The sequence below is a fragment of the Candidatus Binatia bacterium genome (assembly GCA_023150935.1).
In the GTDB taxonomy this organism is placed as follows: Bacteria; Desulfobacterota; Binatia; order HRBIN30; family HRBIN30; genus JAKLJW01.
The window spans coordinates 17,181-40,977 of sequence record JAKLJW010000029.1 but is presented as its reverse complement, the minus strand read 5'-3'; the positions used below and the strand labels follow the sequence as shown (position 1 = coordinate 40,977).

The 23,797-nt window shown below is 64.7% G+C and carries 20 protein-coding genes and 1 pseudogene; 17 read left to right on the top strand and 4 right to left on the bottom strand.

Annotated features, from left to right (window positions below; translation table 11 throughout):
* The first annotated feature begins 21 nt into the window (after nt 1-21).
* From L6Q96_16290 to L6Q96_16270, 5 genes are all read left to right on the top strand, one after another.
* On the top strand, nt 22-2,547 hold the full coding sequence (locus L6Q96_16290) for an MMPL family transporter (protein MCK6556117.1): 2,526 nt from the start codon (nt 22-24) through the stop codon (nt 2,545-2,547).
* Between the two features lie 83 nt (nt 2,548-2,630).
* Nucleotides 2,631-3,938: a DUF1329 domain-containing protein gene (locus L6Q96_16285; GenBank protein ID MCK6556116.1), complete on the top strand. Its 1,308-nt coding sequence runs from the start codon at nt 2,631-2,633 to the stop codon at nt 3,936-3,938.
* A gap of 121 nt (nt 3,939-4,059) precedes the next feature.
* The gene (locus L6Q96_16280; protein MCK6556115.1) at nt 4,060-6,903 is read left to right on the top strand and encodes a VCBS repeat-containing protein; all 2,844 of its coding nucleotides are present in this window, start codon (nt 4,060-4,062) and stop codon (nt 6,901-6,903) included.
* On the top strand, nt 6,903-8,417 hold the full coding sequence (locus tag L6Q96_16275) for a VCBS repeat-containing protein (GenBank protein ID MCK6556114.1): 1,515 nt from the start codon (nt 6,903-6,905) through the stop codon (nt 8,415-8,417). The genes L6Q96_16280 and L6Q96_16275 overlap by 1 nt, the downstream gene beginning before the upstream one ends.
* Nucleotides 8,418-8,832: 415 nt before the next feature.
* Complete coding sequence (locus L6Q96_16270; GenBank protein MCK6556113.1) at nt 8,833-9,333, top strand: hypothetical protein; 501 nt, start codon at nt 8,833-8,835, stop codon at nt 9,331-9,333.
* 93 nt (nt 9,334-9,426) lie between these two features.
* Here L6Q96_16270 and L6Q96_16265 read toward each other — a convergent pair whose 3' ends face one another.
* Nucleotides 9,427-9,756, bottom strand: a complete 330-nt coding sequence (locus L6Q96_16265; GenBank protein ID MCK6556112.1) for a DUF5658 family protein — start codon at nt 9,754-9,756, stop codon at nt 9,427-9,429.
* A 166-nt stretch (nt 9,757-9,922) separates the two neighbouring features.
* Here L6Q96_16265 and L6Q96_16260 point away from each other — a divergent pair, with 166 nt between their 5' ends.
* Complete coding sequence (locus tag L6Q96_16260) at nt 9,923-10,744, top strand: hypothetical protein (protein ID MCK6556111.1); 822 nt, start codon at nt 9,923-9,925, stop codon at nt 10,742-10,744.
* A 214-nt stretch (nt 10,745-10,958) separates the two neighbouring features.
* On the opposite strand, the gene L6Q96_16255 is transcribed toward L6Q96_16260, so the two are convergent.
* Both L6Q96_16255 and L6Q96_16250 read right to left on the bottom strand, forming a co-directional pair.
* Nucleotides 10,959-11,231 carry a hypothetical protein gene (locus L6Q96_16255; protein MCK6556110.1) on the bottom strand — a complete coding sequence of 91 codons (273 nt, stop codon included), beginning with the start codon at nt 11,229-11,231 and terminating at the stop codon, nt 10,959-10,961.
* A 9-nt stretch (nt 11,232-11,240) separates the two neighbouring features.
* Nucleotides 11,241-11,924: a hypothetical protein gene (locus L6Q96_16250; protein MCK6556109.1), complete on the bottom strand. Its 684-nt coding sequence runs from the start codon at nt 11,922-11,924 to the stop codon at nt 11,241-11,243.
* Between the two features lie 92 nt (nt 11,925-12,016).
* Between L6Q96_16250 and L6Q96_16245 the strand changes: the two genes are divergently transcribed.
* Nucleotides 12,017-13,627, top strand: coding sequence for a sodium:calcium symporter (locus L6Q96_16245; GenBank protein ID MCK6556108.1), 1,611 nt, complete (start codon nt 12,017-12,019; stop codon nt 13,625-13,627).
* Nucleotides 13,624-13,776 (top strand): hypothetical protein, encoded by a 153-nt coding sequence (locus tag L6Q96_16240; protein MCK6556107.1) that lies wholly within the window; start codon nt 13,624-13,626, stop codon nt 13,774-13,776. Before L6Q96_16245 ends, L6Q96_16240 begins: the two co-directional genes overlap by 4 nt.
* 39 nt (nt 13,777-13,815) lie before the next feature.
* Here the strand turns inward: L6Q96_16240 and L6Q96_16235 are convergent, their stop codons facing one another.
* Nucleotides 13,816-14,604 carry an undecaprenyl-diphosphate phosphatase gene (locus tag L6Q96_16235; protein MCK6556106.1) on the bottom strand — a complete coding sequence of 263 codons (789 nt, stop codon included), beginning with the start codon at nt 14,602-14,604 and terminating at the stop codon, nt 13,816-13,818.
* A 95-nt stretch (nt 14,605-14,699) separates the two neighbouring features.
* Between L6Q96_16235 and L6Q96_16230 the strand changes: the two genes are divergently transcribed.
* The 9 genes and pseudogenes from L6Q96_16230 to L6Q96_16190 all read left to right on the top strand — a co-directional run bounded on the left by L6Q96_16230 (nt 14,700) and on the right by L6Q96_16190 (nt 22,198).
* Nucleotides 14,700-15,443: an HAD-IA family hydrolase gene (locus tag L6Q96_16230; protein ID MCK6556105.1), complete on the top strand. Its 744-nt coding sequence runs from the start codon at nt 14,700-14,702 to the stop codon at nt 15,441-15,443.
* Nucleotides 15,444-15,515: 72 nt separating this feature from the next.
* On the top strand, nt 15,516-16,355 hold the full coding sequence (locus tag L6Q96_16225; protein ID MCK6556104.1) for a hypothetical protein: 840 nt from the start codon (nt 15,516-15,518) through the stop codon (nt 16,353-16,355).
* Between the two features lie 110 nt (nt 16,356-16,465).
* On the top strand, nt 16,466-17,068 hold the full coding sequence (gene lexA / locus L6Q96_16220; GenBank protein ID MCK6556103.1) for a transcriptional repressor LexA: 603 nt from the start codon (nt 16,466-16,468) through the stop codon (nt 17,066-17,068).
* Nucleotides 17,069-17,118: 50 nt separating this feature from the next.
* Complete coding sequence (gene hemW / locus L6Q96_16215) at nt 17,119-18,291, top strand: radical SAM family heme chaperone HemW (protein MCK6556102.1); 1,173 nt, start codon at nt 17,119-17,121, stop codon at nt 18,289-18,291.
* Between the two features lie 388 nt (nt 18,292-18,679).
* Nucleotides 18,680-19,141 carry a pyridoxamine 5'-phosphate oxidase family protein gene (locus L6Q96_16210; GenBank protein ID MCK6556101.1) on the top strand — a complete coding sequence of 154 codons (462 nt, stop codon included), beginning with the start codon at nt 18,680-18,682 and terminating at the stop codon, nt 19,139-19,141.
* Between the two features lie 36 nt (nt 19,142-19,177).
* A complete protein-coding gene (leuC, locus tag L6Q96_16205; GenBank protein MCK6556100.1) occupies nt 19,178-20,593 on the top strand; it encodes a 3-isopropylmalate dehydratase large subunit in 1,416 nt (471 codons plus the stop codon).
* A gap of 47 nt (nt 20,594-20,640) precedes the next feature.
* A complete protein-coding gene (leuD, locus tag L6Q96_16200) occupies nt 20,641-21,258 on the top strand; it encodes a 3-isopropylmalate dehydratase small subunit (GenBank protein ID MCK6556099.1) in 618 nt (205 codons plus the stop codon).
* A gap of 34 nt (nt 21,259-21,292) precedes the next feature.
* On the top strand, nt 21,293-21,706 hold the full coding sequence (locus L6Q96_16195; protein MCK6556098.1) for a VOC family protein: 414 nt from the start codon (nt 21,293-21,295) through the stop codon (nt 21,704-21,706).
* A 297-nt stretch (nt 21,707-22,003) separates the two neighbouring features.
* A pseudogene (locus L6Q96_16190) lies at nt 22,004-22,198 on the top strand (hypothetical protein).
* The last annotated feature ends 1,599 nt before the right edge of the window (nt 22,199-23,797 follow it).

The window sequence follows — 23,797 nt, the reverse complement described above, 5'->3', positions numbered from 1 at the left end:
CACCAGGAGGCTTGATCGCTCATGATCCCGCAACGATGGATTGAGGCGTACCTGCGTTTCCTGCTCCGGTTCAAGGGGTCGGTAACGATTGCGGTCGCCGTGTTGACACTGTTCTTCGCTTTCGGGCTGAAGGACCTCCGCCTCAACATCAGCTTCTTCGATTTCTATCCCCGCCAGCACCAGTACATCAAGTTCTACAACGAGTTCCGCAAGATGTTCGGCACCGCGAACATCATGAACGTGATCGTCGAGGTGAAGAAAGGCGACATCTATAACCCGGCGACGTTGCAGAAGCTGGATCGGATCACCAAGTACCTGATCAACACCAAGGGCGTCGTGCCCTACCAGATCCTTTCCATCGCCCACCCGGCGGTGAACAGCGCCACGGTTACGCAGGGCGCCGTGCAGGTCAGACCGGTCTTCTATCCGGGCGTCCCGAAGACGCAGGAGGAGGCCGACCGGGTGCGCTTTGCGGTGTATGCCAACCCGAACATTCGAGGGGTGTACGTGGCGACGGACGACACCGCCGCGGTGGTAAATGCCGGGTTCTGGGAGGAGGCGCTCGACTTCCGCGAACTCCACGATCGTATGGAGGAGCTCCGCAAGGCGGAGACGGACGAGAACCACAACATCTACATTACCGGGTATCCGTGGCTTTATACCTCGGTGCTGCAGTACTCGGACCAGCTCTACTACGTCTTCGGGCTGACTCTGCTGTCGCTGTCTTTCTTGCTTTACGGCTATTTTCGCACGTGGACTGGCATCTGGGTGCCGATATTTTCCGGTATTCTTTCGAGTTTCTGGGGTTTGGGTATTGCGGCGTGGCTGGGCTTCAACCTCGATCCGCTGGTACTGGTGATTCCCATCTTTCTGACCGCCCGCGCCTTGAGCCACTCGGTGCAGTCGATGGACCGTTACCACGAGGAATACTATCGGCTGAAGGACAAGGACCAGGCGATCGTGGTGTCGTACTCCCACCTGTTTGCGCCGGCAATCGCGTCGATCGTGACGGATGGCATCGGTCTGCTCATCGTCGCGGTGGCGCCGATTCCGCTGATTCAGAAGGTAGCGATATTCGCCAGCTTCTGGGTTGTTTCGATCTTCATCAGCGTGGTCACCCTGCATCCGATCATTCTGTCGTACATTAGCCCGCCGCCGCCGCTGGAGGAGCACGTCGCCAAGATCAAGGAGCCGATGGGGATCTGGCCGGGGACGGCCATCCTCGCGCTGGCGACCGTCGTAGCGGTCGTTGTGCACCGGCAGTTCGGGGTGAACGGCATACTTGCCTTTCTGGGGTGGGCGCCCGTGTTCGCCTGGTACTGGCTGGCGTTCTCCGAGCGCATATACCGCGTATTTACGCAATTGGTGATCGATGCCAGCGAAGGCTACCGGCGCTACGTAGTGATTGCGGCCACGGTCGCCATGTACCTGTTGCTGCCCATTTGGGGCTGGACGCTGAAGGTGGGCGACATGACCCCGGGGGCGGCGTTGCTGTTTGCGGATCACCCGTACAACGTCGCCCATCACGTCCTGAACGAGAAGTTTCTCGGCGGCAGCCAGTTGATCGTCATAGCCGACAGCATGCGGCCCGACGGCGTGAAGGACAACGCGTCGTTGACCGTCATGGAAGAGCTGGCCGATCACATGCTACAGGCCCCCGGAGCCAGCGGCTCGATCACCATAGTCGACATCGTGAAGCAGCTCCTTCGGCTCCAGCACGAGGGCGATCCGAAGTGGGGGCTGGTGCCGGTCAGTCCGAAGGAGATCGCCCAGATCATTTACCAGTTCCAGCAGAACGCCACCGTTACGTCCCTGAGCCTGTTCATGGACGCCAGCGGGCGGTACGGTTCGATCATCACGCTGTTTCGCGAGTACTCCCACGAGACGATCATGAAATCGATTGCGTGGGCAAAGGCCTTTGCGGACAAGTACACCGGTGACGACGTCCAGTTCCGGTTTGCGGGTGGGCTCTTTGGGATTCTGGCGGCGGTCAACGAAGAGGTGGACGGTTCCTACTGGGTCAGCCTCGGGCTGATTTTTTTTATTGTCTACGTTTGCCTGTATCTGACATATGGGTCCTGGTACATTTCTCTGATCCTGCTGATTCCTGTGGTCCTGTCGCAGCTCGCCGCGGAAGCGCTCATGGTGTGGATGCACATCGATCTCAACGTGAACTCGCTGCCCATTGCGGCGGCGGGCGCGGGCGTCGGCGTCGACTACGGCATCTACCATTTCAGCCGCATGGTCGATACGTTTGACGAGATTGGAAAGCTGGACGAGGCGGTCGACTACGCCACGGCGACGACCGGTAAGGCCATTATCTTCACGGCCAGCACGATGATTGCCGGTACCGCTTTCTGGTGGTTTTCGGACCTCAAATTTCAGGCCGAGATGGGCATGCTGCTGGCGTTGCTAATGGGTTTCAACACCTTCGGTGGCCTGGTTGTCGTGCCGTCGTTCATAAAAGTTCTCAAGCCCGGTTTTTTTGCGAAGAGATTGGCGCGTCGCGCCGTCTTACTGCAGGAGCAGGCCGCAGCGGCGAGTTGAAACGTGCAGGGTCGCGCGCGCCGGCGGAGGCGCGGCTGATCGGCTGCGTGAGAGATTATCATTCCGGATTGGAGGAAATAGGTATGTGGTTCAAGAAACTCGGATCGATCGGGCGTTACGTCCCTGCGGCGGGGTGCCTGCTCCTCTTGCTCGCGGGGCCGGTCCAGGCTGACGATGCGCCGGGGCAGTCATGGATTCTCGACCAGAACAACTGGCAGCAGGCCAAGGACCTGTTGCCGGAACCGATCCTGAATCGCGTCAAAAACGGGGAGTACTGGTACAAGGTCGTGCCGGTCGACCCGGACAAGCTGAAGCAGAACTACTCGAAGAAGTTCTGGGAGGCGAGCGAGGCTAACGCCGGCAAGTACGACGTCGACCCGGCAACCTGCGGTCTGAAAGACGTCAGTACCGGGAAGATTCCCGAGTTCTACTTCGGCTATCTGTTTCCCAAGGTGGACCCCAAGGATCCGCTCGCGGCCTGTAAGATGGCGTGGAACTTTACCGCCGCCAATCAGATGGGCAACGGCCAGGGCGCTACGTTCACGCTGAACGGCATCGACAGCAGCGGCGAATTTCGGCGCATCAAGACCTGGCTGCACCTGAACTCCTTCATGGGCCGCTCGGCCGGTCCGATCGCCAACCCCGATGGCTTGCGCGATACGAGCATGTCGAACGCCATCGAGCCGCAGGACATCGACGGCGTCGGTGGTCTCACGAAGCGCATCAACGATTGGGTGTCGCAGGACCAGTCGTGGTTCTACGTGCCGTCTACCCGGCGCGTGCGGCGTGTGAACGCCGCCACCCGCTCCGATCCGGTGGCCGGTCTCGACATCTTTTCCGACGACGTTAACTGCTACGCCGGTAAGGTCGAGTACTATAAGTGGAAGCTGGTCGGCGAGGGTAACGTGCTAGCGGGCGTTCTGAGCCCGGAGCCCTTTATCCAGAAGAAGGTGTCGGACACGCGTGTCGAGGTCGACATCCCTTACTTCAAGGGCGGCTACGAGACCCCCGGTGCCAAGGGGGCACCTTGGTTGATCGTCGAGAACCTCAACATGATCCCCCGGCCGGTGTGGATCCTCGAAGGCCAATCCGAGGATCCGTTCTACAACTTCGGCAAGGTGATCATGTACATGGATAAGGACCTCTACCGCATCTGGTGGAAGCTGGTCCATAACCGCGCCGGGGAATACTTCTACAACGCGATGTGTGCGTACCACTTCTCGAAGAGCCCGGATGGGACCTTCACGACGGTGACTCCGAACATGGTCATCGGCGTGAACGACAAGTCCAACCGCGCCGCCCTGGGTGGACGGTACAGCTCGCAGTTTATCGAATCGCAATACCCGGACGATTACTTCACGCTGTCGCGGCTGACGCGGTTGGCCGACTGATCGGCGACGGCCTGGGAACCGATCGGAGCGGCGCCTTTGCAAGGCGGCACCGCTCCGGTCGGTTCGCTTTGTGCGCCACCTCAGACGTTGCGTGAGTGGCCCGGGGGAGGCTTTGGTTCAGATGCGGTTCCCGGTGCCGGCCCTGGTCGTCGGTCTGAGCGTGACGCTGTTCGGCGCCAGCGCCGGCGGGCAGAAGATTTCGTTCTCTCCCAGTACGATCGAGGGTATCTCCGTCGGCACGGATAACGTCCAGGCCGTCAAGCTGGTAAACGTCAGCAGCAACCCGCGTGACGACATCCTCGTCGTCGACAACATCAACAACGTCGTAAACGTCTACATCAACGACGGTAATGGCGCCTTTCCCAACCCGCCGACGGCGTTCTCGGTGGGGGCCGGCCCGGTGGCCGTGGCGGCGGCCGACGTCAATGGCGACGGCTTTGCGGATATGGTGTCGGCCAACAACGCCGCCGGCAGCGTCACCGTCCGCCTTGGCGACGGCACCGGCAACTTCAACGATCCGCGGGACTTCTCCGTGACGGGTGGGCCTGCGGGTCTCGTGATCGCCGAACTCAAGAACGTCCGCAACAAACCCGACCTGGCCGTCATCAGCGATCAGACCCTCACCCTTTTGAGCGGCAACGGGGACGGGACGTTCACGCCGTTCGCGCAGGGCACGATTACGCTGCCGGGAGAAGGCGCCGCCGGTATCGTCGCCGGTCTGTTCAACAGCGATAACAATCTCGATCTGGGAATTTCGCTGGAAGACTCCAACCAGGTTGTCGTGCTGCTTGGCAACGGTGACGGCACGTTCCAGGCGCCGGAACTCTACAACGTCTGCGAGGCACCAACCGGTATCGTCTCGGCCGCACTTGCCGTTTCCGGGCGCTACGATCTCGCCACGGTGTGTGTGGATACCCTGGCCGATCAGAACGTTGCCGTCCTCTTTGGCAACGGGGACGGAACATTCGATCAGGGAATACCCTCCGACGCCGAGGTCGATTCTACTTCGCTCGCCGCCGCCGACCTCGATCAGGACGGGCGAATCGATCTTGCGGTAACCAATAAAGCTGGCGGTCTGGCACTGGCGGTTCTCTACAATGATCCCGACGATCCCGGGGCGGACGACAACGGGTTCAGGTTGGTCAGCGTGACCGGAGCAGGCCTCGGCGGCGCCGCAACGGCCATCCAGGCCGGCAACCTCAACGCGGACGGCTATCCGGACCTCGTTGCATTGCAGTTACAGGGGCTCACCCCCGACGCGATCGGGGTTCTCATTAATACCACCGGCAGCGGCGGCGGGACGCCGACGGCGAGTGCCACCATCGGCAGCCCTACGGCGACGTCGCCGCCGACCCCGACGCCGACGCCCACCGGTCCCACCGCAACCCCACCGCCGAGCGCAACCTCGACGCCGACGTCGACACCGACACGGATTCCGACGGCGCCGTACACGGTGTGCAACACCAACGATTTCGTGCCCCCGCTGCTGGGGGGTAAGCCGGTAGCGGTTGCGGTCGGCCGGTTGACGAACGAGGCCAGCTTTATCGCGGTTGCCGACAACAGCAGTGACGCACTCCAGTTGCTCGTGACCAACCTCAATCAAGCTGCCCCGAGTGCCTGCGGTCTGCTCGGACTCGAACGGCGGGCCGATGTTCGCAGCGTGGTTGCACCCCGCGCGGTTATTGCGCAGACCGCCGATCTCGAAGGCAACCTCCTGCCTCTCGACCTCGACCGCGACGGTAAGACCGACCTCGCGGCCGTAGGTTCGATGGGCCTCAGCGTGTTCTTCGGGGACGGTGCCGGCGAATTCACGCCGAGCCCTTCCAACCCCGTCCCGGTCGGTACCGATCCTCGTGCCCTTGCGTCCGCCGACTACAACCGCGACGGTATCCCCGACGTGATCGTCGCCGACGGCCAGAGCACCAGCGTGTCCATCGTGCTCGGGACCGGGGGCCGCACGATGGACCCCGCCTGTCCGGTGAGTGTCGGCCGCCGAACCGGTGCCATCGTTGCCCGGGATCTCAACCGCGACGGCCGCCTCGATTTCGGCGCCTCGAGCGATCAGACCAACGACGTCTCGGTCTTCCTGCAACGTACGCCGACGGTCACCCCGACCCCGAGCGGGTGCCCGGCACTGACCGACGGGTTCCGAGGCCTGTCGCCGATCGACCTCAGTGGCCGGCCGGCGGCACTGGTGGCGGATATTTTCGAGTTCACGGACCGCGTGCCGGACCTCGCGGTTGCGCTCACGCAGACCGATCGGGATGGCACGGTCGCCGTTTACCTCGGTCGGTCGATCGGTACCGACATCAGCTACCAGCGGGGTAGCGTGGTCACCGTGCCACGGCCGGACGCCGCGACTGGGCCTTCGTTCCCCGCCGCGCTTGGATCGGCCGATATCGACATGGACGACCTTCAGGACCTCATCGTTGCCGACCGGACTAACGGCGATGTGGTGATCTTCCTTGCGGCGAGCGACGGCAGCTTCTCGACCAACCTGATCCCGTTGCCGATCCGCGGCGTCAATCCCGTCGCGCTTGCCGTTGCCGCGAATCCGGATATCGACGGAGACGGGCGGCCGGACATTGTGGTGGCCAACGAGGGCGATGCCAGCGTTAGCATTCTGGTGAGCGCGCGGCCGCCGGCCACGCCGACGCCGCTGCCGACGGCCACGGCGACGCATACGGGGACGGTCACCCCGTCGCCGACAACGACGCCATCGGTGACCCCAACGGCCACCATGACCCCCACGGTCACGCCGTCGTCGACGGCGGTGCCGACAACGACGCGATCTCCGTCGCCGGTGCCGACGCAGACCTTTAAGCCGGGTGCGTTCTACGTCAGCTCTTGTGCGATCTCTCCGCCCGCGGTCGCTTCGTGGGGCGACGCCGGCACGCTCGCGGCAGTCGGCCTGCTGTGGGCGGGCGGCCGTTTCGCTTGCCGCGGTCGAAGGAGAGGTAAGTGATGCCGTGGGCTGTTGGGGTGCGCGGCTGGCGTGCGATACGTGTTGCGGCGTTGCTGGCCGCTGCGATCGTGCGGCCGGTGCAGGCGCAGCAACTTGGATTTGCGGTGTGCTCGGTCAATCTCGACTTCGCGCCGGCGGCGATGACAGACGGCGACTTCAATCGTGACGGGGTGCCGGACCTGGCCATTGTCAACGCCACGGCCAACCGCGTTGCCGTGCGCTTATCGAACCGGGCGCTGTTTCAGGCGGGCGACTGCCTCGGCGCAATCGCCCAGGGCAGGGTGTACGAGGTAGGCACTGCCCCAACCGGTATAGCCTCGGGTGACTTCGATCAGAACCGGACCATCGATGTGGTGGTCGCCACCCAGGCGGGCGTGTCGTTGCTGCGGAACGACGGCACCGGGACGTTCACGGTCGAGGCGCCGTTGAGCGCCGGTTCCGACCCGCAAGAGGTACTGGTTGCCAATGTCGATGGCGATGGGTTCGCGGATATCGTCGTCGGTAACGGGGCGGGTAACGCGGTAACCATCCTGTACGGCTTGGCCGGCGGCGGTTTCGCCGCACCGGTTTCGCGGGCCGTAGGGGGGGCCGTAACGGCGGTGGCCGTTGCCGATTTCAACGACGACAGCTTTCTCGATCTCGCGGTCGCGACCGATTTCGGTCAACTGGTGGTTTTAATTCAGGATCACGACGCTCCGCGCACGTTCACAAACCTCGCGCCCCTCGATGTGGGGGTGAAGCCGACGGCGCTCGGCATTGGCGACTTCAATCGAGACGGTAAACCCGACATTGCCGTCACAAGTGGCGGAGCGGAAGGAATGGTAACGATCTGGCTCGATCGCTTGCCGGGTTCGACCAACCCACCGTTCGTCGTGTCAGACGAGGAACCGACGGGCAGCACGCCTTCTGCACTCGGAATCGACCAGTTGAATCGAGACTTCCCGTCTTATGTCGTCGTCGCCAACCAGAACGACCGCGACTTGCCGTTCTTCGCCAGCAGCGACGACGGCGGGCTCGTGCCCACCCCGGGGGATTGCCGGGACGCAGCGGCCGGCGTGTGCCAGGTCGGTGACGGCGCCATCGCGCTGGTCCTTGGGGACCTGGACGGAGACGGCAAGAGCGATGTGGTCACAGCCAACCAGAGCGATGCCCCCTCGTTATCTATCCTCTTGAGTAGCGAGCCGCCGTACACACCCACCCCCACACCCACGGCGACCTCGACGCAGACGCCTACATCGACCGTTACCCCGACGCCGACGGAGACGGCCACCGAGACGCCGACCGCTACGGCAACGGTGACGCCCACACTGACCCAGACGGCGGGACCCACCCGCACGTTTACGATCACCCCGACGCCCACCGCGGTGTGTGTCAGCGGCGTGTGCCTGCAGGGCCCCGGATGCGATGTGGCCGGACAGAACAATCGAGAGTCGGGGCTCGCGGGAATGCTCTGGCTTGTGTTACCCGTCCTCGCCTTGGCCGCCCTCCGCCGCCGTAAAGGGTGGGACGAATAACCGCAATCGATACGCGGACGCGAGCGCGCGCAGACGGGGGCGCGGTCAGCGTCGGAACCGGTTCGTGGAAGGTCGGCGGTGCAGGGGGAGCGTCAGCTCGCAGAGCGGGTGGCGGAACATGACGGTCATTCGTTAGCCAGGGTCCAGCCCGGGCATGTGCGGTTAGACTCCGAGGTGGCCGGTCCACCTCGTTCCCGTCGAGCCGGCCGGTCATGCCGGAGTCACGTTTTGCGACGCAGGCTGTTCGGTTCTAAACAGCGGAGGGGTAATCACGCGAATTCGGGCGCCGCAAAGTAGAGTATTATCGGGGCCTTAGGGCTGAGGTTCCTCGGCCCACGAGTGGCACGAATTGTGCGTGAGGATGAGGAAAATTTCGCCATTTCATTCCGTTAGCGGAGAGGGAGAGGGTAGGGCCATGCTCGAAGCAGCGGGTGCATCACCAGCGCAGTGGACCAGGGAGTACGAGGCCACGACGCAATCGGGGTCGGTGCCGCGGTTGATCGAGCCCGAGATCCTGTTGCCGTCGCAGTACTATGACGGACTAGCGCCGCACGTGGGATTCGAGGGGGAGCGGCGGTTGATGTTAGCGGTGCTGGAGGATGCCGTGGCGTGCTACCAGAAGTACGTGACGGCGACGCGTCCCCGTTCTCAGCGTCTGTTTCGCGAGGCGGAGGCGTGGCTATTCCACGAAGACGGGTCACTGATCTTTTCGTTCGAGGCGGTATGCGCCGTTCTGGGCATCCACCCGGAGTATTTTCGGAACAGCCTGCTGCGCTGGAAAGAGCGGCAGTTGGCGGCACCGCAAGCCATCGGAGCGAAGGTCGGCCGCGTCAGGCTGCGCTCCGCCCGGCGCCACAAGATACTACCGTGCGAGCCGCGTCGGCGTCGCAAGCCTACCGAGCGCGCGGCGGCGTGACCGGCGGTCTCGATGGTGTTGGGGTCCTGGGGTCGTGAGGTCTTGAGTGCCCTGAGGGATCGAGGCCTTCGACGCCCCCCCCCCAAGCCCTCTTTAGATCGCCCCCAACAACAGCCCTACATACTTGGCCAGCCACGGAACTAGCGACAGGGTCGCGTAGGCGCCGGCGGTGAGGTGCATGGCCGTTGTTACCACGGTGTCGTCGCCGAGGTAGCGCAACAGCACCAGAAAACCGCAGGCCTTCGCCTTGAACAGCAGGAGGGCGGGGCCGACGCCGACGTAGTCGAAGGCGGCAACGATGATGGGGTTGGCCTCACGCCACCCGAGCTGGAGTCCCTGGTAAGTGGCCACCAGGTCGAATGCCTGCAGGGCGATATTGAGGACGAATAGCCGGTGGATGAGCGGCCGTTCGGCGAAAGACATCGGTAAACCTTCTGCTGATCGAACGAGGCTCAGGGGAGCATCCCGCGCGGGGCGCCATAATACAAGCGTATATCGACTACCGCGGGTCGCGCGCCTCGGTAATTGGCTTGACATTGCGGCGCCGGCAATGGTCATTTGAGAGGGGTAACTCAGCGGGAGCGAAGGTATGAGCCACGGGATCCAGACAGAGCGGCGCCGGCGGCCGGTGAGGCCGCGGAGGCGGCGACGCAACACGTACGCGTCTGTCGTCAGTGAGGCGGCCGGCGGGATCCTGTTGGCGGTGCTCGTCGCTGCGTGCGGCAACGACGGAACCATCTCGGTGAACCAGTCGAATTCCGGCGAGGACACCACCGCGATCGTTAGCGGTACGGTGTACGCAGTCAACGGTGAGATCGCGGCCGCGGAACGTAGTCCGAACTGGCTCCGTCTACCGGCGCTCCTGGGGAGTGCTTACGCGGCCTCGAACCCGGGCGTTCGCCCAGTCGGCGGTGGAGCGGTCGTGTCGCTGCTCCGCGTCAGCGAAATCGACGCCGCCGATGGCAAGGTAGAGAGCGGGGTGCTGCTCGGGCAGGCGCTGACGAACCTCGATGGGCGTTACAGGATAACCAGGGCCGCTCCCGGCAGTACGGGAGAGTGCGGCATGATGACCGCGGTCGGCGGGGGCGAGTTGTTGATGCGATCCTTCGCGTTGACCGCCGTGACAGATATCGACGTATGCACGGAAACGACCGTGCGCGTCGTTCTCGCACGTCTGACCGAAGCTCCGCCGGCGCAGCTTTGCGACTTCGACATGCGCGAGTTGCGGAACTTGCAGACGATTGTCTGCGACGCGACCTTCACTGCCGTCGGCAGCGGAGTTGCAGAGATGAACTTCGACGCGTTCCAGCTCGCCGTTGCCGATTCCTGTGTTGTCGACGCCGTCGAGAAGGCGACCGGAACAGATACGGACGGTACACCCGAAGCCTGTCTGCGCTACTACGCGCGTTAGTACAGTCCCCCTAAGATTCGCGTGCAGTTCCGCACGCTGACCCTCAACCCCCTTAATCCCCCCGCAAGCGGGGGGAGAGTCTTTGGATTGCGCTCGGCTGGCGCTCCCTCCGCTTGCGGGGGTTCGCCCAGGTTGCGAGTGGCCCAAACGGCGCCGAGAAACGACCGGCGACGGTTGGTAGCCCGTTATCTTCGAAGGACTGCCGGCCGTTCGGCTACCCGCGAGCGCGCTCGCGGATCGTGGCCGGTAGAACCGACAACAGGTCGTGGGGATCGTCGGGTTCCGTGCGGCGATGCCAGGCGGCCATGAACGAGGTGTGTGACCACGCACTGGCTGGCCACTCGCCGATGACCTCCCACTCGGATCGGTCGGCGCCACGAACGAGCACCTGAACGTTCTTCTTCTCGGTTATCCCGACGGCGGCCCGCTCACTTGGGGTCAGACAAAAGAGGACGTAGCCCGGGTGCTTTGTGGTTACGAAGTACATGCGGCACTCCTAACCCGTGGTCGCGCTCGTGGGGCAAAGGCCGAGTGCACCGTGGCGAATACCGGGCGAATAGCCGACGATCTGCATGCCCGTGGGGCCGAACCCGCCAATGTTGAGAAAACCCTCGTCGACCGTCATGGAACTGGTCCAGTCCCAGGTACGTTCGAGCAACCGCCCGCGGCCGGCAGCGAAATGAAGTACCGTATCGTAAACCGCCTCAACGGCGGTGCGACGGCGTAAGGCATTGGCCGGCAGCCCGCGTTCACTGGTGTATCGCGCCAGGGCGGCGGCCTGCTCGTCGAACGGTCGGTTGCAACTGGCGGGCAGGACGTCCGTAGCGACCAGCGCCCAGGCGGCACGGCATGTGTCGGTGGCGGCCAGCGGTTCGAGGGCGATTCCCCATTCATCCTTCAGCAGATACCCGGTCGTACGCAACGCACGGGCGTCAAACGCGTCCGGAACGCGATCGATCATCGCGAGGATGGTCAATGGCTTGTCGGCGGCGAGGCGGTCGGTGCGCAGCACCAGCATTTCACCCGCCGCACGACCCGCTCGCAACTCGGCGGCCGAGAAGGGGATCGGTGGCAGCAGCGGCACCGCGGAGGCCCCGAAAGCGGCGGCGACCTCGTCGGGACCCAGGGCCCCCGGGCCCATTATGCCCTGGGCCTCGTGCCAGGCGGTCGTCACGGACATCGCGGGCTTATAGCAAACGCAGATTGTGCCTCAACCCGACCACGTTGACCTTAACGCAAATGCTTGGCAGGGTCCGCCCCGGGTAGGTGCCAATGACGAAGACGAGGCAGCGGGAAAACTGGGGAACCCGGCTGGGGGTGATTCTGGCGGTGGCGGGTTCGGCGGTCGGTCTGGGGAACTTTCTCCGCTTCCCGGGCCGGGCGGCGCTCTATGGGGGTGGGGCGTTCATGATCCCGTATTTCATCTCGCTGCTGATCCTCGGGATTCCGATCTGTTGGCTCGAGTGGACGCTCGGGCGCCACGGCGGCCGGCACGGGTTCAACTCGGCGCCCGGTTTGTTTTGCGTCGTGTGGCGACACGGTGCCTCGCAGGTGTTCGGAGCCCTGGCCGTGCTCATACCCGTCGTCATCTACATGTACTACGTGTTTATCGAGTCCTGGTGTCTCGGCTACGCCTGGGACTACCTGGCCGGTAACATCGACCCGGGTGGTGACCCGGCTCAATTTGCGGCATATTTCAGCACGCGGTTCAATTCCTACGTTGGCGCGGGCGCGGACGGGGCGCTGTTGGGGGGCGACTCGCCGGTGGTGGTTGCGCTGGCGCTGTGCTTCGGCCTCAACTTCCTGCTGATCTACGGCGGAGTTTCCAAAGGCATCGAGCGTTTTTGCACCTACGCCATGCCGGCGCTCATCGTTGCGGCGTTGATCGTACTCGCCCGCGTACTGACGCTGGGAACCCCGAATCCGGCGCTTCCCGAACAGAACGTTCTGAACGGCCTCGGCTTCATGTGGAACCCGAAGCCCTCGGCGGGAGGCGGGCTGTTCTCGGCGCTTGCCGACCCGCAGGTGTGGCTGGAAGCGGCCGGCCAGGTGTTCTTCACTCTCTCGGTGGGCTTCGGGATCATTCTCACCTACGCGAGCTATCTGAAGCCGAGCGACGACGTGAACCTTTCGGGTCTGACGGCATCCGCTACCAACGAGTTCTGCGAGGTGTGCCTCGGGGGGCTAATCACGATTCCCGCGGCCTTCGTGTTTCTGGGCGCGGCGCCTCTGGCCGCGGTTGCCGGGTCGAGCATCGGGCTGGGGTTCCATGCCGTGCCCGTGGTGTTCCAGTACCTCCCGTTCGGGAACTTCTTCGGCTTTCTTTGGTTCGGTCTGCTGTTCCTGGCGGCGGTAACCAGTTCGATCTCGATGCTCCAGCCGGCGATTGCCTTCTTCGAAGAGGGATTCGGTCTCAGCCGCCACGTGGCCATGGCGGCCCTCGGGCTGATCACCGCGTTCGGGTGCCTTATCGTCGTCTACTTCACCAAGGACGGCGTTGCGCTCGATGTCATGGACTTCTGGGTCGGCAGTGCCTTGCTGATCGTGCTGGCGCTGTTCGAGGTGATTCTATTTGCGTGGGTGGTGGGTGCGGAGCGCGGTATTCGCGAGGCCAACCGTGGCAGCGACATAAGAATACCGACCTGGTTCGCCGTGGTTTTCAGATACGTCTGCCCGACTTACCTCGTCGTCATCCTTGGCGCTTTCACCTATCAGAAGCTGCCGGGTCAGCTGCGGGCCATCGTCGAGAGCCCGGCGGCGCTGCTAACCGCCAGCTTCATTCTGGTTGTGTTCCTGTTTTTTCTCTTGTTGACACGGCTTGCCGCGCGGCGTTGGGAGCGCGAACGCCGGTTCGACGGGATCGGTGCGAGGAGGCTGCCATGACGGTCGCCGGCTGGGTGATCATGCTCGTGTCTCTGAGCTTCGTTGTTGGTTTCACCGCGTACTGCTTCTACCGCGTGTTGACCAGTCCGGCCCCGAGCGCGCACATCCATGCGCCGCTCGACATCGAGACGCACGAACGGCTCGACTGATCCGTGCCCTGACGGGCCACCGCCCGCTATGTTTGAAAGTCAACGGAGCACTGCGAGCACGAGGATTCCGAACGCGATGCGGTAATACCCGAACGCCGTGAAGTCGTGACGCTGCACGAAGCCGATAAAGGCCCGGACCACGATCAACGCGGCCACGAACGACGTGAGGAATCCGATCGCCAGCGGTGCGGCGTGGCCGTCGTTGAGCAGGTGGCGGGCCTTGAAGAGGCTGTACAGACTGGCCGCTGCGAGGGTGGGGATGGACAGGTAGAACGAGAACTGCGTTGCCACCGGTCGATCCAGGCCGGCGAACATGCCACCGATGATCGTTGCTCCCGCGCGCGACACACCGGGGATCATCGAGACCGTCTGAGCGATACCCACCAGCAGCGCCTCGCGCCAGGTGATCGCTTCCATTGCGTGCGTGCGGAAGCGCCACGCGCGCCGTTCGACCACAATGATCAGGATCCCGCCGAGAATCAGTGTTACGCCGACTACCGTCGGACTGAAGAGGTAACGTTCGATAGGACGGTGAAAGAGGAATCCGATGACGGCCGCGGGAAGAAACGCGATCAGGATCTTGCCGATGAGGTCGCGGTCCACCTTCCGGGTCGGCGCCTGACTGACGATCTCGAACAGATGCAAACGGAAATGCCAGACAACCGCGAGGATGGCGCCGAGCTGTATGAAGATGTCGAACGCATCCCGCGCCTCGGCGGGATAGTCCAGCACCGCGGATGCGACGATCAGGTGTCCGGTCGAGGACACCGGCAAGAACTCGGTGACGCCTTCGACAATGCCGAGGATAAAGGCCTTGAGAATGAGCATTCAACCTGCTTTCGTCTCGAACGGCTTCCGGTGGTGCCATGCGCACCCGGCGAAGTAAAGCGTCAGTAAGCCACAGCGGAGACGACAACCGGAAGATGCCTTCAACGCGTGCCGTGTTTCTCGACGTCGGGTGGACGATGGCCTATCCGCGGGCGTCGATGTGGGAGATTTTTGCCGACCTGTGCCGGGACGCCGGCGTCCCGGCGACCGCGGAGGGGTGCGAGGAGATGGTTCGGGCACTGTGGCGCGCCGCCGCCGAGCACGCCGAAGAGCGTTTTCGGGACGGTGCCGAGTACTCGGACTCCGACGCGGAGTTCGCCGCCATGTTCGAACAGCTCGGGCGGGTCATCTTCTCCCAGCTCGGCGTTGACGGCGACCACGCCGCGCTGGCGCGCCGCTTTCTCGATCGCTTCTGGAGCGATGCCAATTGGGCGGTCTTTCCCGAGGTGCACGAAGCCTTACGTGCGCTGCGTGGACGCGGTGTCCGGGTTGGCGTGCTGTCGAACGCACCGTCGAACCTGCCGCTGTTTCTCGACCGACTGGGAATCGCGCCGCTGGTGGATTTCGTTGTCGTGTCCGCCGTCGAGGGGGTGCGCAAGCCGGATCGGCGGATCTTCGCGGCTGCCCTCGATCGGGCAGGCGTGGATCCGGAGGCCGCATTGCACGTCGGCGACATGTATCTCGAGGATATCGTCGGGGGGCGCGGCGCCGGGCTGCGCACTCTGCTGATCGAGCGCGGTGCCCGCGCGCTGTTTCCCAGCTTCCGAGAATCGGAGGGCAGGGCGCTTGCGGCCGAGACCATCGTCAACGACCTTGAACAGGTGATCGAGCGGCTGTAGTGAGCCGCGGAGTTAGCGCTTGACTGATCGGCAGCAGCCAAGGAATTATTGGAAACAGTGAGGAGGTTAACGATGCGGGGCGTTTCGATGCTGCTCGTTGGGGTGGTGGTGTATGCTGGCTTTCTCGGCGCGGTGCCGGGCCGCGCGCAACAATGCGACGATTACGACGAGTGCACAGGCGCCGGCACCTGCGGCCCCGACGATATCTGCCAGCCGGGACAGCCGCTTCCCAACGGTACCGCGTGTAACGCCCCGGCTTCCGGCGAGTGCCTCCCAAACCCCACCTGCCTGGACGGGATGTGCGCCGGTGGAACGTCGGCGGCATCTGGATCGCCGTGTCACCTGATGAACTCCGCCTGCTTTACCGCCGGGACGTGCTTCGTCATCCCGACGTTTCCCGGAATACCGGCGGTGCCGCCGGTTTGTATGGGTTCCGTACCGATCGAATGTCCGGACGACGGCAATCCGCTAACCCTGGAGTTCTGTAACCCGCAGGTCGGACGGTGCGAGTCGTACAACCTTTGCGTGAGCGACGAGTGTATGCAGCGCCAGGCCGTGGGCAATGCCTGTCAGGAGACGCCCAGGAACGAGGGTGGGCCGTGCGACGATTTCAACGAGTGCACGACCAACACCCGCTGTCAGGAAGGTACTTGCGCCGAGAGTTCGGGGACTCAACCTACGGCGACCCCCATGGCGACCCCGACTCCGACGCCGCCGCCGCAGCCCGCCTGCACCGGCGATTGCGGTAACGATGGAGAAGTTACGGTCGAGGAAATCATAACGATGGTCAATATCGCCAACGGTACGCAGTCGCTGTCGACCTGCCCGAGGGCGGACGGCAACGGCGACGTCCTTGTGGCGATCGACGACATCATCAGTGCGGTGAACAACGCCCTGGCCGGCTGCGCCTAGCGGCCCGCTTCTTCGAGACGGCGGACGGCGATCTTCTCCGTCCGCCGTTTTTGTCGGTTGAGCCTTCGCTTAATTTTCGCTATACGCCTGACAGTACTCAAGGCGGATCCATGATTCTCACGAAACGGCAGAAGGAGCTTTACGACTATCTGGGGGATTACATTGCCCGCCAGGGATATGCGCCGACACTCGAGGAAATTGGCGAGCACTTCAAGCTGGCTTCGCTGGCGACGGTCCACAAACATCTCTGCAATCTCGAAGAGAAGGGTCTCATCCGCCGGCGCTGGAACTTCAGTCGCGCCATCGAGCTGGTGCCCCAACAGAAGCCCCGTGCCGCGGTGGAGTTGCCGATGCTCGGCTACGTTGCCGCCGGGCGGCCGATCGAGGCCGTCGAGGTCAGCGACCGGTTCACCGTGCCCGAGGAGTTCGTGCGCCGGCAGAATACGTTCGCGCTTCGCGTGCGCGGCGACTCCATGGTCGACGAGGGCATCCTCGACGGCGACTACATCGTGGTCGAAGAGCGCGCCACGGCCGAGAACGGAGAGACGGTCGTTGCAATTGTCAACGGCGAGGCGACCGTAAAGAAGTTCTACCGCGAACGCGGTGACAGGGTACGCCTGGTCCCGGCGAATGCGAATATGACGCCTCTCGTCCTCAAGCAGAAGGACGTGACGGTGCGCGGCGTCGTGGTCGCGGTGATGAGGAAGTACTAGGAAGTGGAGACTGGAGGGATATCCCACGCCTCCATGCCCTCAAGCCCCCCATGCCCCTCTTCTCGCTCTACCTCCACATTCCCTACTGCCAGTCGAAATGCCCGTACTGCGACTTCAACTCGCACGCCGTCGAGTGCCGGCCGGAGCGGCGTTACGTGGATGCCCTCTGTGCCGAGTTGCGGCATTACGCAACGCAGGCCCCCTGGCAGGGGCGGCAGGTGGCTACGATCTTCTTCGGCGGGGGGACGCCTTCGCTGTTTTCGCCGGATTCGATCGGTACGGTGCTGCGGCGGGTCGCGGATTTATGGGAGCTGGCCGATGACGTCGAGACCACGCTCGAAGCCAACCCGGGAACCGTCTCGCGCGCAACCCTTGCGGGTTATCGCCGGCATGGGGTGAACCGCATCAGCTTCGGGATCCAATCGTTTGTGGCCCGGCATCTGCGGCGTCTCGGACGCATCCACGGACCCGACGAGGCCCTGAATGCGGTGCCGCTTGCCCGTGCTGCCGGGTTCGACAACGTCAACCTCGATCTCATCTTCGCGCTGCCGGGACAGACGATTTCGGAGTGGTCGGCCGACCTCGCCCAGGCCTGCGCGCTGCAACCCGAGCATATCTCCGCGTACAACCTGACTTACGAGAACGGGACGGCGTTTCACCGATTGCGGGCACAAGGGGCGCTGCGCGAGTTGTCCGCCGAGGTCGAGGCGGACCTGTTCGAACACGCACAGGCAACGCTGGTCGGGGCCGGTTACGAGCACTACGAGGTTTCGAACTACGCGCGGCCGGGTCGTGCCTGCCGGCACAATCTTACTTACTGGCGCCATGAACCGTATCTCGGCGTCGGTGCCGGTGCGCATTCCTTCAGCGGCTGTGTCGGCGATGCCCATGCACCGGGAGATCGGTGGGGAACCAGATGGCGGAACGCATCGAGCCCGGAGGTTTACATGCGTGCGGTCGAAACCGCCGGCAATGCTCGTGCCGGTGAAGAAGCGCTCTCCGCGGCGCAGGCCCGTGGCGAGTTCGCCTTTCTGGGACTGCGCTGCCGCGAGGGCTTGCAGAGCGAGACGTTCCGAACCCGCTTCGGCGTGGAGATAGAGGATGCCTTCCCGGTCCTTGCCGAACATGCGCGTGACGGTTTGCTGGAGCTGCACGCGGACGCCTGGCGGCTGACCGCGCGCGGATTGATGGTGGCGGACGCCGTCTTTGCTTCGTTGGTCTGAGGATTCGGGCGGGCGGTGCCGGCCCTGGCCGCTTCGTTCCGGAGCCCCGTCAACGGGACCGCGAACGGCCCTACGTATCCGGTCTCCCGTTCCCGGTCTCCAGCCTCCGGTTTCCCATTCTGGATTCCCTGTTCGCGGGCCGAAACCGAGCCGTCCGCCCCACCAGGGTCCGTCTCATAAGGAGCCGCATCGAGCGGCGGCGTGAGATGCACCGCTGATCCGGGCCGAGGACCTTCCGCGGTGCGTCGGTCGTGCCGATCGGAAGCTGGGCTTGCACACGATCCCTCTGGTGGCCGGTGGCGTAGACGTGGCACAATGCGCAACGTTGTCCCGGCGGAGCGACGTTTGGCGGGGGCACTCCGGCATTCTCGTTACGTGGGGGTAGATCATGATCGATGAAGTTGAAGCATATATCCGCGAGCGCCAGTCGATGGTCATGGCCATGGCGCTGGACGACGAGGTTCGTGCCTCGACCGCGTGTTATGCGGTCGGGGACGACATGAACCTGTATTCTCTCGTCTTTGCCGGCAGCGTGAAGCACCGCGGCGTGCTGCAGCAGCCGACCGTGTCGCTGGTGATCGACGACGGCTTCCGCATCCCGATGCGCGGCGTTGAGATCATCGGGCGGGCGGAGGTGCTCACCGGCGAGGCGCGCGAGTATGGCGAGGCACTGCTGAGCGAGCGCTTCCCGGCGCTCGACTGCGTGCGTGACGATCCGCGCATTCTGATCATCCGGGTGACTCCGGAACGGGTCCGCTATACGGACTGGACCTTCGCCATTGGTCGCAGTCGGGAGACCAAGGTCGTTCCCCTGCGGGGCACCGAGCGGTCGAGACTCGCTCCCGCCTGAGCTATGCGCTAAGGAGTGTCTCTCACGAGGGGTTGCATGGGGAAGAGCCTTCTGGACAAGGTATGGGACGCCCACACCGTTCGAGATCTGCCGTCCGGACAGACGCAGCTCTTCATCGGGCTGCATCTGGTTCACGAAGTTACCAGTCCGCAAGCGTTCCAGATGTTGCGGGAGAGCGGGCTGGCCGTACCGTTTGCGAATCGCACCTTCGCCACCGTCGACCATATCGTTCCGACCGATACGCGAGCGCGCCCGTTTGCCGACCGGCAGGCCGAGGAGATGATCGGTGCCATCGAGCGGAACTGCCGCGAATTCGGCATCCGATTCTTCGATGCGGCAACCGGGCATCAGGGTATCGTTCACGTGCTCGGGCCGGAGCTGGGATTGACACAGCCGGGGATGACGATCGCCTGCGGCGACAGCCACACCAGCACCCACGGGGCGCTGGGGACGGTAGCGTTCGGCATCGGTACCAGTCAGGTGCGGGACGTGCTGGCCAGTCAGTGCCTCGCGATGAGCCGGCCGCGCGTGCGCCGGATCGAGGTGAGCGGGACGCTCGGGCCGGGAGTCTACGCCAAGGATGTCGTGCTGCACATCATCCGCAAGCTCGGCGTGAAGGGGGGAGTCGGTTACGCTTACGAATACGCCGGGCCGGTCTTCGAGCGCATGAGCATGGAAGAGCGCATGACCGTCTGCAACATGAGCATCGAAGGCGGCGCCCGGCTCGGTTACGTCAATCCGGATGCGACCACCGTCGAATACCTGCGGGGGCGGGAGTTCGTGCCGGCGGGGGCGGCGTTCGATCGGGCGAAGGCGTGGTGGCTGTCGATGGCCTCCGATGCCGGCGCGGGTTACGACGATGTGGTGCGTATGGACGGCGGCGGCATTGCGCCGACGGTCACCTGGGGTATTAACCCGGGGCAGGCGATCGGTGTCGACGAAACGATTCCCGCACCGGAGTCGTTCTCGGCGGACGAGCTGGCAGTGGCTGAAGACGCCTTCGAGTACATGGGCCTCGTGCCGGGAGCACCGATTCGCGGCACGCGTATCGACGTGGCGTTCATCGGTTCGTGTACCAACGGGCGGCTGTCCGATCTGCGCGAGGCAGCGCGGGTGGCGCGGCGCGGGCATGTGGCCGCGCACGTCAAGGCGCTGGTCGTACCGGGCTCGGAGGCGGTGGCGCGCGCGGCCGAAGCGGAGGGCTTGCACGAGGTCTTCCGTGCCGCCGGTTTCGAATGGCGGCTGCCCGGCTGCTCGATGTGTCTTGCCATGAACCCCGACCGTCTCGAAGGCCGGCAGATGTGCGCGTCGTCCAGCAACCGCAACTTCAAGGGTCGCCAGGGTAGCCCGACCGGCAGAACGCTGCTGATGAGTCCCGCCATGGTGGCAGCCGCGGCGATCGAGGGGCACGTCGTGGACGTGCGCGAGCTGCTCCGCGACCGCGCCGCCTGAGCGCAGGCGCGGCGCAACGACCGACGAACGGAGGGCAACTGACGACGATGGCGTTAGTTTCCATTACAAGGGTAGCCGGGCGGCCTATACCGCTGCGCGGCAACGACATCGACACGGACCGCATTATTCCGGCGCGGTTCATGAAGGCCATTACTTTCGACGGTATGGGCCAATACGCGTTTCACGACGCGCGCTTCGATGCCGAGGGGCGCTCGCTCGGGCACGCCATGGACCATCCGCCCTTTGCGGCGAAGGGGCCGCGGATCGCTGTGGTCAACAAGAACTTTGGCTGCGGTTCGTCGCGGGAGCATGCGCCGCAGGCGCTGCTCCGCTGGGGGATCAAGGCACTTGTGGGGGAATCGTTCGCGGACATCTTCTTCGGTAATTGCGTCGCCCTTGGCATTCCTTGCGTTACGGCAACGGCGGCCGACATCGCTGCGCTGATGGCGGCAGTCGAAGAGGACCCGGGGCACGATCTCGTGGTCGACCTCGAGGGTATGGTGGCAACGTATCGGGGCCGATCGTATCGGGTGACGTTGCCGGCCGACACGCGTACGCGGCTGCTCGACGGGTCATGGGACGCGACGCGCTTCCTGGTAGAGGCCCTCGACGCGGTGCGAGAGAAGGCGGCACGGTTGCCCTACATGCGCGACTTCCGCGACTGAGTAGCCGCCCTGCTGTGGCGCAGTGCCGGACCAGATGACGCCGCACCTGACGCACATCGCCCTGTTCGTGCACGACGTGGCCGGTACGGTTGACTTCTACCGGCGCTACGCCGGGCTGTACGTCGTACACGACCGTGTCGACGGCGACGTCCGCGTGGTGTGGCTCAGCGAACGCCCCCAAGACCCCGTGTTTGTCATCGTTGCTATCCAGGCCACGCCCGGGTCGGCGGCGCCGCCGCCGCGCCTGGCGCACTTCGGTTATGACGTGGGTTCACGGGCCGCCGTGGATGCGATCGCGGCCCGTGGCGCTGCGGAGGGCGTGCTCGACCAGGGCCCGCTCGATGCCGGGCCCGTCGTCGGGTACATTTGCATCGTCCGCGACCCGGACGGCAACTTCCTCGAATTCTCGCACGGCCAGAGCATCGACCCGCACCGCGCACAGTCGTAAGGCGGGGGGTTCGTCCACGCACCGCTCCGGGTGCGCGGACACTTCGATCAGCAGCCGTTCTCGTTGGCGTTGAACCCGGTGGCGCCGGCGTTTCCGGACGACGAGCCGCCGCTACCGCCGCTACCGAGCACAAAGCTGTTGCCCGAGCGCGTGACCGTCGCGCCGCTGCTGCAGACGATGCCCACCGACGGGCCGCCGCCGCCGCCGCCGCCGTGACCGCCGCGCCCACCGGTGCCGCCGGTGCCACCGCCGGCGCCCGCTTTGGAGTCGTCTTCGCCGTTTCCGCCGCCGCCCGGGCTTCCACCGGAGCCGCCGTTTCCGCCCGCACCAGCGGCACCGCCGGCACCGCCGTTGGCGCTTTTCAGCGTGCTGTTCGTTACCGTTGCACTGCCGCCGTTTACCCACAGGGCAAACGAGCCGCCCGCGCCGGTGCCGCCCGTTGCCAGCGCACCGCCGCAGCCGCCGGAGCCGCCCCCGCCACCCCCGCCGCCGTAGCTGTCGCACCAGGAGACGCCCGCGCCGCCGCCTCCTCCCCCGCCTCCACCGGAACCCGGGTAGCCATTGGCGCCGTTGCCGCCCGCCGCGGGGCTGTAAGTCGAGCCGGCCGTGCCGAAGCTCGCCCCTGCCGTGCCGTTGGTGCCGGCAACCCCGGTGTTTCCGGAACTGCCGCCGCTGGGTGTGTCGCCGCAAGCACCGCCATTGTTGGAGCCGCCGCCGCCGCCACTCGGGCTACCGTTCGATGGCGTACTGCCCCCGGACCCACTCTGGGCGAGCGGACCGGAGGTGTCGCATCCCGGCCCGCCGAGGCCGCCGTTGCCGCCCTTGCCACCGGCGCCGCTGGTGTAGCCGCCGCAGCTCGCCCCGCTGGCACCGTTGCCGCCCTGGGGCGTTCCGCAAGTGCTGCACGCGGTAGTCGAGTTCTCGCAGCCATTACCGCCACCGTTTCCGCTGCTACCTGAAGCGCCGGTGACGCCGCTGGAACCGCTGCTGCCACCGCTGCCGGTGCCGGCCTGAACCGTGCAGTTGTCGATGGTGGTGTTCGTGGACGAAACCAGCCGTACCGCGTAGGAACTGTTGCCGGTGCCGCTGGCGTTAGCGGACTTGATCGTCAGACCTTCGAGCCCGGCGTTGCTGACCGAAGTGGCGAGCACCGCCGTCGTGCCGCCGTTGATCGTGGTGGTCGAACCATCCTTGTACCAGTTGAGACCCTCGTTGTAGCCGCCGTCGACGGTGACGTTGCTGACGAGGGTGACCGACTCGCTGTAGGTCCCGCTGGCCACCGACACTCTGGACTTGCTCTGACTGACGGCTTCCGTGAGTCCGTACGAAATGGTCAGACACGGCGCGAAGCGGGTCGCGCCGCATCCGCTGACGTTGCTGCCGGACGCGCTCGATACGAAGATCGCATTGTGCGGAGTGTTGGTGGGGGTGGCGGTCGGGGTCGTCGTCGGGGTGTTGGTTGCGGTGTTCGTCGGTGTCCTCGTGGGGGTGGTTGTCGCCGTGTTGGTAGGGGTTCGGGTTGGCGTCCGTGTCGCCGTACCGGTTGCGGTATTGGTCGGTGTGGCAGTCGCGGTGACCGTCGGCGTGTCGGTGGAGGTCGGCGTGGCCGTCGCGGTGTCGGTCGGCGTCGACGTCGGCGTGTCCGTCGGTGTCGCGGTGCTCGTGGGCGTATTCGTCGGAGTGTGGGTCGGCGTGTGGGTTGGCAGGGTCCCGGTCGGGGTCTGCGTTCTGGTCGGGGTTTCCGTGGGCGTGTCCGTTACCGTCGGCGTCTGGGTGATGGTCGGCGTGTTGGTGGGTGTACCGGTCTCCGTCGGCGTTGGGGTCTGGGTGGGGGTTTGCGTTACGGTTGCCGTGTTGCTCGGGGTGGGCGTCGCTTGCAACGGTGCGTACACGTCTATGTACAGGTTATCGGCGGTAGAGATAGCCGTCGACGCGATGCAGGCTTGCGCGTTCGGGATCGTGTCGCCGCAACTCGTCATCAGGAATAGGGCCGAGGGGTTACACTTGGCGATGGTGTCGTTAAGCTTGGTCAGCGCCTTGGCGATGCTGCCCTTCAGATCGGCGGTCTGGCAGTCGGTGCTTGGTATCTTG